Raw genomic sequence first — 7,230 nt, 5'->3', positions numbered from 1 at the left:
GGCCTGACCGATGAGCTGACAGCCTCCATCCATTACGGAGAAGTCAGCCACATGATCACGAAGTTCGCCAAAGAGCACACCTACAAACTTCTCGAAGCTCTCGCCGAAAATCTCTGCCAGATGCTCCTTTCGGAACTGCCCTTATTAAAAAAGATCACACTCCGCATCGAGAAACCATGGGCTCCTGTAGGGCTTCCGCTCGATACCGTTGCCGTTGAGATCACCAGAAGCTGGCACACTGCCTATGTAGCTTTCGGCTCCAACCTCGGGGACAAAAAGAAATACCTGGATAACGGGATCCAGGGACTCAAAGATACACCAGGCTGCGAAGTGGAAGCTGTGTCCAAATATCTGGTCACAGAACCTTACGGTGGTGTAGAACAGGATGAATTTCTGAATGGAGTCCTGAGACTCCGTACACTCCTGACTCCGGAAGAACTGCTCGACAGACTTCATGAACTGGAGGCAGAAGCCAACCGCGAACGCCTGATCCACTGGGGGCCACGTACCCTGGATCTTGACATTCTCTTTTATGACAATGAGATCATCGACACTCCGGATCTTCACATTCCGCATATCGACATGCAAAACCGTGATTTTGTGCTGAAACCGATGGATGAGATCGCACCATACTACCGTCATCCGGTACTGAACAAAACCATCCACCAGCTTCTCGATGAACTTCTCGCTAAATAAAGCTTTCAGACCTTCTGAGTCCAGAGTCATACTCCAAGGCTCAGAAGGTTTTTTGCTTCTTTCAGACGTTCGTAGAACTGTGCATAGAAGTCCTGTGATTCTTCATACGGTTTCGTATAGAAACGGCTGATCACATACATATTCAGGTTTCTGATCAGTTCCGTGTCCTCTGTCTGATAAAAAACTTCCTGCACATCCAAAAGGAACTGATGCCAGTCCCAGACAAATTTCTCGTACTGCTTAAGATCCGGTGTGTCGATCCATTTCTTTACTTTGATCTTGGAGCGGTTTTTCTTCGCACATTCATGGATCTGGATGATATACTTAAAGCCATCTTCTGTATAATATCTTCCAAGTGGAAACAGGCGGCAGAATCCCGGACGGATCGCATGCACAGAACATCTGCCCTCTTCATTTAAGAACACACAGCTCTCTTCTTTTCCCTTCATCATCAGATGTGGAAGGATATTTCCGTCAGATACGCCAAGTTCCAGAACTATCCCGATCAGTTCCTGTGGCTGTTTTCCAAGTCCTCTTGACAGACGACAGACATCATACGGATCCAGGATCACAGAATCTCCCATTCCCTTGCAGCAGTCGCAGCATCCCTTACAATCCTGACAGTCTGCCTTTACCATATCATTTGCATCATATAATCTTCCATCTGAAATCTCTTCCAGAGTTACCTCACGCCGCATATTTCTACCCCTTTTCTTCTATAATAAGTAAATATTGTTTTTAATCGTTGCAAGCCTTATGATACAGGACTATAATAGGGATTGTCAATCATCAAGAAAAATGGAGGAAACACAAAATGCGATCTCTCGCAATCTACCTGAGAAACTACAAGAAAGAAAGCATCTTTGCACCTTTCTTCAAATTTCTGGAAGTTGTGTTTGACCTGCTTGTTCCGGTAGTCATCGCCCAGATCATCGATGTGGGTATCGCAGGAAATGACCGTCATTACATTATCGAACGGTTTTTTATCCTTGTCCTGATGGCTGCTGCCGGACTTACAGTCAGCATCACAGCCCAGTTTTTTGCTGCAAAGGCCAGCGTTGGATTTGCCACAGAACTCCGTCAGGCTGTCTATGACCATGTACAGAAACTTTCTTACACGGAACTCGACACCCTCGGAACAGACACTCTGATTACCCGTCTTACCGACGATATCAACCAGGTACAGAATGGTGTAAATATGGGACTTCGTCTTCTTCTTCGAAGCCCGTTTATCGTACTCGGCTCCATGGTCATGGCATTCACCATCAACTTCCGCTGTGCCCTGGTCTTCGCCGTTGCGATCCCATTCCTGTTTCTGGTTGTTTTTGTGATCATGTATCTCAGTATCCCGCTTTTCCGCAAGGTACAGAGCCGTCTGGATACCGTCACAAGACTGACCAGAGAAAACCTCACCGGTGTACGCGTCATCCGTGCATTCTGCCGCGAAAAAGAATCCGTACAGGAATTTGACGAGAGCAACGAACAGCTCACTAAATTAAATGAATTCGTCGGCAGACTTTCTGCCCTTCTCAATCCGGTGACTTACGTACTCATCAACATCGCGACTGTCATCCTGATCAGCAACGCCGGTCTCCAGGTAAACCTTGGAAACATGCAGCAGGGTGAGGTCGTAGCGCTCTACAACTATATGGCACAGATGATCGTCGAGCTTATCAAACTGGCTTCCCTGATCATCACCCTCAACAAATCCGCAGCCTGTGCAGGCCGTGTGGCAGATATCCTCAAAGTAAAAACTTCCATGGAGTACCCGGCAGCTTCCGCTGCTCAGACTTCCGGCAAAAATGCCCTCGAATTCGAGAACGTTACTTTTGCCTATGCAGGTTCCAGCGAACCAAGCCTTTCCGATATCAGCTTCTCTGTCAAAAAAGGCCAGACAGTTGGTATCATCGGCGGTACCGGAAGCGGTAAATCCACACTTGTCAATCTGATCGCACGTTTTTATGATGCGACACAGGGTACTGTCCGTATTGATGGACAGGATATCCGCAGTTACAGCCAGCAGGATCTCCGTGAAAAGATCGGTGTTGTACCACAGCGTGCAGCCCTCTTTAAAGGAACGATCCGCGAAAACATGAAATGGGGACGCGACGATGCCACAGATGCAGAGATCTGGGATGCACTCACAACAGCCCAGGCGCGTGAGATCGTCGAAGGCAAGGATGGTCAGCTTGATTTCAAACTGGAACAAAATGGTCGCAACCTTTCCGGAGGACAGAAACAGCGTCTCACCATCGCGCGTGCCGTTGTCAAGAAACCAGAATTCCTGATCCTGGACGACAGTGCCAGTGCACTTGACTTTGCGACAGATGCAGCACTTCGTAAATCCCTGCATCAGTTGAGCGGCAATGTCACCACCTTCCTGGTATCTCAGCGAGCTGCCAGCATCCGTCAGGCAGACCTGATCCTCGTTCTGAACGATGGTGAGCTTGTCGGCAAAGGCATTCATGATGACCTGATCCGCTCCTGCGAGATCTACCGAGCGATCTACTTCTCCCAGTTCCCTGAAGAACGGGCAAAATATGATTCTTCAAAAACTGCCGTTTCCGGCAATGCTGCGGAGGTGACCTTATCATGAGTACAAAAAACAAACAGCCGTCAAATGCAAACAGCACAGAAACTTTGTGGAAGGTACTCCGTTTCATCGGAAGATACCGTCTGCTCCTGATTCTCAGTATCATCCTTGCTGCAGTCTCCGTAGTCCTTCAGCTCTACGTGCCGGTACTGTTTGGTGACGCGATCGACCAGGTCGTTGCAGAACATCAGGTAAACTTCCAGAGGATGTGGTATTACCTTTCCAGGATCCTTGTCATGGTCGTTGTATCCAGTCTTGCTACCTGGATCATGAACATCATCAACAACCGTATGACTTTCCGTACCGTGCAGGACATCCGTGCCAAAGCGATCCGTCACATCCAGAAGCTTCCGCTTTCCTATCTGGACGGACACAGTACAGGAGATATCATCAGTCGTGTCATTGCGGATACGGATATCCTTTCCGACGGTCTTCTGCTTGGATTTACACAGCTTTTTTCCGGTATCGTGACGATCATCGGTACTCTGATCTTCATGTTCTCCAAGAACTTCTGGATCACACTGATGGTCATTGTCCTGACACCACTCAGCTTCTTTGTGGCAAAATTCATTTCCTCACGTTCTTTCCATATGTTCCGGAAACAGAGTGATGCCCGCGGCCGTCAGACTGCTCTCATCGAGGAAATGATTGGAAACCAGAAGATCGTTCAGGCATTTGGTTACGAGGACAAATCCTCTGCCCGCTTTGCCGAGATCAACCAGGAATTAAAGGAATGCAGCCAGAAAGCTGTCTTCTACAGCAGTCTGACCAACCCGTCTACCCGTTTCGTAAACAACGTCATCTACGCAGGTGTAGCTCTGGTCGGTGCCTTTATGATTCCTGGCGGTGTTCTGACTGTCGGCGGACTTTCTGTACTGCTCTCCTATGCGAACCAGTACATGAAACCATTCAATGATATCAGTTCCGTTATCACAGAACTTCAGAACGCACTTGCCTGCGCCACCAGAATCTTCGCACTTCTGGAAGAAGAACCGGAAAGCAAAGATCCTGAGGAAACGATTTCCGATGTTAAAGGTGAAGTCGATATCGACAATGTCAGCTTCCGCTATGTTCCGGACAAGAAGCTTATCGAAGACTTCAATCTCCATGCAGAGCCTGGTAAACGTATCGCGATCGTCGGACCGACCGGATGCGGTAAAACTACTTTTATCAACCTGCTGATGAGATTTTATGATGTGACCGGAGGAACCATTTCCATCGACGGACATCCGATCAACGAGATCTCCCGCCATTCCTTACGAAGCAGCTTCGGTATGGTCCTTCAGGAAACCTGGATCAAAAACGGTACTGTCCGTGACAATATCAACATCGGCAAACCAGATGCCACTGACGAAGAGATCATCGAGGCAGCAAAGCGTTCCCACAGCTGGGAATTCATCCGCCGTCTCCCGGACAAACTTGATACCATGCTCAAGGAAGACAGCTTAAGCCAGGGTGAGAAGCAGCTTCTGTGCATCACCCGTGTCATGCTCTGCCTGCCGCCTATGCTGATCCTGGATGAAGCAACATCAAGCATCGATACACGAACCGAACTCATGGTTCAGGAAGCGTTTGATCGTCTGATGGAGGGTCGTACCAGCTTCATCGTTGCACACCGTCTGTCCACGATCCGAAATGCAGACGAGATCCTCGTCATGAAAGACGGAAGCATCATCGAACAGGGCTCTCACGAAGAACTGATGGCGAAAGGCGGATTTTACCAGAATCTTTATAACAGCCAGTTTGTCAAAGTTGCTGAATGATCCTGGATCTTTCGTAAAGATCAATGAATGCACCGCCGATGTTTCCTCAATATGCAATATCAAAAAATCCTGCCGGACCAGAAAGGTATTCCTCTCTGCTGTGGCAGGATTTTTGTTTGTTATTGATATTATTATTTCTCTTTCTGTGATGCCAGATATTCTTCTGTCAGGGCAACTGCATCGCGGATGCAGTCCGGGCAGGCACGGAGAATTTTGCCGGTCTCTACGCCTTTGAGGTCACGGCAGAGATAGGAGCCGTTCTGCTCTGCAAATTTGTTGATGTAGGCTTTGGCTTTCTTGTAGGTATCGCCCTTGGTCATCTTGCCTTTCTCCGGATCTCCCACACTGTTCTGCAGTCCAATCACCATCATCATTCCTGACAGCGCACCGCACATATCCATGATCCCCATTCCGAAACCAAATCCTTCTGCGATCTTGAACATCTCTTCTCTGTCCACTCCAAACTCCTCACAGAATGAACATGCAACTGCCTGTGCACAGTTATATCCCTGATCGTGAAATGCGATCGCCTGTTCTGCTTTTGTACTCATTTAAAAAAATTCCTCCTGGTATTATTTTTTTGAAAAAAAGTGTTTCAAAAACACATACATCACAATGATAAACGCACTGATATACCCCAGTGCTCCCAACGCCGGGATCCCCCACAGCTTTGGCTTCATATCTGTCGTACAGATAATGCTGGAACTGATCAGAAGTGCCATCACCCACAGTCCCATAACGATATTTCGCACCAGCCTTCGGAGCAGTCTGGAAAGATCATCTGCCACATGGAGATCCAGATTGATCTTCGTCTGTCCCTTCATACAGCCCTGCAGAAAATCTGCCGCAAGCGACGGAACTTCGATGGATTTCTTGAAGGACCGATAGATGTTTTTGGTATTTGCCCTGAGCTCCCTCTTCCAGTTTCCCTCGCCAAAAAATTCTTCTTTGATGCGGGCTGCCGCAATCTGGACCATATTGATCTCCGGACTGATGTCTGCAAGGACTCCTTCTACATGAGTCAGACCCCGCGCCAGCATGGTAAGTCCGTGAGGCATCATGATCTTGTTTTCCTTCATGACCTCCATGAGATCTACCATGACCTCTGCAAGATCGATATTTCCGATATCTGCAGTTCCATATTTCTCCATCAGATCCTGGATATCCTGATAGAGCTTGCTGTGGTCGGGTTTGCCCTTGAATTCTCCAAGTGCCAGAACTGCATTCTGGATCTTTCCGATATCATTCAGTGCCACGCCTTCCACAGCCTGGCTGATCAGTTCTCTGTCTCTCTCCGTGAGCCTTCCCATCATTCCCATATCGATCCAGACGATCTTGCCGCCCCGGATCCGCACATTGCCAGGATGAGGATCCGCATGGAAAAAGCCATCCTCGATCACCTGCTTGATGAAGTTGTCCACAAATTTGCTTCCGATTTCATTCAGGTCATAGCCGTTCTGCAGAAGTTTTTCTTTATCGTTGATCGCGATCCCGTCAATATATTCCATGACCAGTACATGCGTCGTTGTATATTCCCGATACAGGATCGGCGTTTTTACAAAGGCAACGCCCTTGTTCTTTTTGGCAAACTCGGAAATGTTGGCGGCTTCTGTCAGGAAGTTCATCTCCTCCTGTGTCACTGTCCACAGTTCGCTTAAGACCATGTTCAGGTCAACGGCACCCTTGATGCTGACCGGCGGCATCAGCCGCACTGCCTTGTGCATCAGGCCAATGTCCCTTGCCATCGTCTCGTAGATTCCCTTGCGCTGTACTTTGACGACAACTTCCTCGCCTGTTTTGAGCGTTGCCCGGTGAACCTGTGCAATGGAGGCGGAACCGAGTGGTCGCTCCTGGATCTCTTTGAACTCTGCCTGCCAGGGACATCCCATCGACTCTTCCAAAACCTCGATCACCTCCGAAAAAGGCATCGGCGGTACATCGGAACACAGTTTCATCAGCTCATCGCAGTAACGCTTGGGAAGGATGTCTGAACGAAGTGACATAAGCTGACCCAACTTGATATAAGTTGGGCCCAGATCTTCCAGTATAAGACGAAGTTTCTCCGGAGAGACACCTCGCGTGATAGAATGTTTCTTCAGAACAGCGGTGATTTCTTTGAGGCGCTCTCCGTAGCCGTCTTTCTGCTCTGCTTCATTGTCTGGTCTGCTCATTTGCTGC

The 7,230-nt window shown here is 48.5% G+C and carries 6 protein-coding genes; 3 read left to right on the top strand and 3 right to left on the bottom strand.

Annotated elements, in window-relative coordinates; all coding sequences use genetic code 11:
* Positions 1-696 (top strand): 2-amino-4-hydroxy-6-hydroxymethyldihydropteridine diphosphokinase (folK, locus tag WMO75_RS10470; RefSeq protein ID WP_349078008.1); only part of this gene is annotated, 696 nt, incomplete at its 5' end.
* A gap of 26 nt (positions 697-722) precedes the next feature.
* Here the strand turns inward: folK and WMO75_RS10465 are convergent.
* A complete protein-coding gene (locus tag WMO75_RS10465; RefSeq protein ID WP_118698339.1) occupies positions 723-1,394 on the bottom strand; it encodes a YkgJ family cysteine cluster protein in 672 nt (223 codons plus the stop codon).
* Positions 1,395-1,510: 116 nt separating this feature from the next.
* On the opposite strand from WMO75_RS10465, the gene WMO75_RS10460 reads away from it, so the two are divergent.
* A complete protein-coding gene (locus WMO75_RS10460) occupies positions 1,511-3,292 on the top strand; it encodes an ABC transporter ATP-binding protein (protein WP_349078007.1) in 1,782 nt (593 codons plus the stop codon).
* Positions 3,289-5,052, top strand: a complete 1,764-nt coding sequence (locus tag WMO75_RS10455) for an ABC transporter ATP-binding protein (RefSeq protein WP_349078006.1) — start codon at positions 3,289-3,291, stop codon at positions 5,050-5,052. Before WMO75_RS10460 ends, WMO75_RS10455 begins: the two co-directional genes overlap by 4 nt.
* A 131-nt stretch (positions 5,053-5,183) precedes the next feature.
* Here WMO75_RS10455 and WMO75_RS10450 read toward each other — a convergent pair whose 3' ends face one another.
* Positions 5,184-5,603 (bottom strand): C-GCAxxG-C-C family protein, encoded by a 420-nt coding sequence (locus WMO75_RS10450; protein WP_118251337.1) that lies wholly within the window; start codon positions 5,601-5,603, stop codon positions 5,184-5,186.
* Between the two features lie 21 nt (positions 5,604-5,624).
* Positions 5,625-7,223: an ABC1 kinase family protein gene (locus WMO75_RS10445; protein ID WP_349078005.1), complete on the bottom strand. Its 1,599-nt coding sequence runs from the start codon at positions 7,221-7,223 to the stop codon at positions 5,625-5,627.
* Between the last annotated feature and the right edge of the window lie 7 nt (positions 7,224-7,230).

Source organism: Blautia intestinihominis (assembly GCF_040096655.1).
GTDB classification, from domain to species: Bacteria; Bacillota; Clostridia; order Lachnospirales; family Lachnospiraceae; genus Blautia_A; species Blautia_A intestinihominis.
The sequence above is the reverse complement of the archived record's forward strand: the minus strand, read 5'-3'. Positions and strand labels throughout refer to the sequence as shown.

What these genes read in the sequence shown, in the direction of transcription:
- WMO75_RS10465 (WP_118698339.1), bottom strand. Translation starts at nt 1,394, where the DNA reads ATGCGGCGTGAGGTAACTCTGGAAGAGATTTCAGATGGAAGATTATAT.
- WMO75_RS10460 (WP_349078007.1), top strand. Translation starts at nt 1,511, where the DNA reads ATGCGATCTCTCGCAATCTACCTGAGAAACTACAAGAAAGAAAGCATC.
- WMO75_RS10455 (WP_349078006.1), top strand. Translation starts at nt 3,289, where the DNA reads ATGAGTACAAAAAACAAACAGCCGTCAAATGCAAACAGCACAGAAACT.
- WMO75_RS10450 (WP_118251337.1), bottom strand. Translation starts at nt 5,603, where the DNA reads ATGAGTACAAAAGCAGAACAGGCGATCGCATTTCACGATCAGGGATAT.
- WMO75_RS10445 (WP_349078005.1), bottom strand. Translation starts at nt 7,223, where the DNA reads ATGAGCAGACCAGACAATGAAGCAGAGCAGAAAGACGGCTACGGAGAG.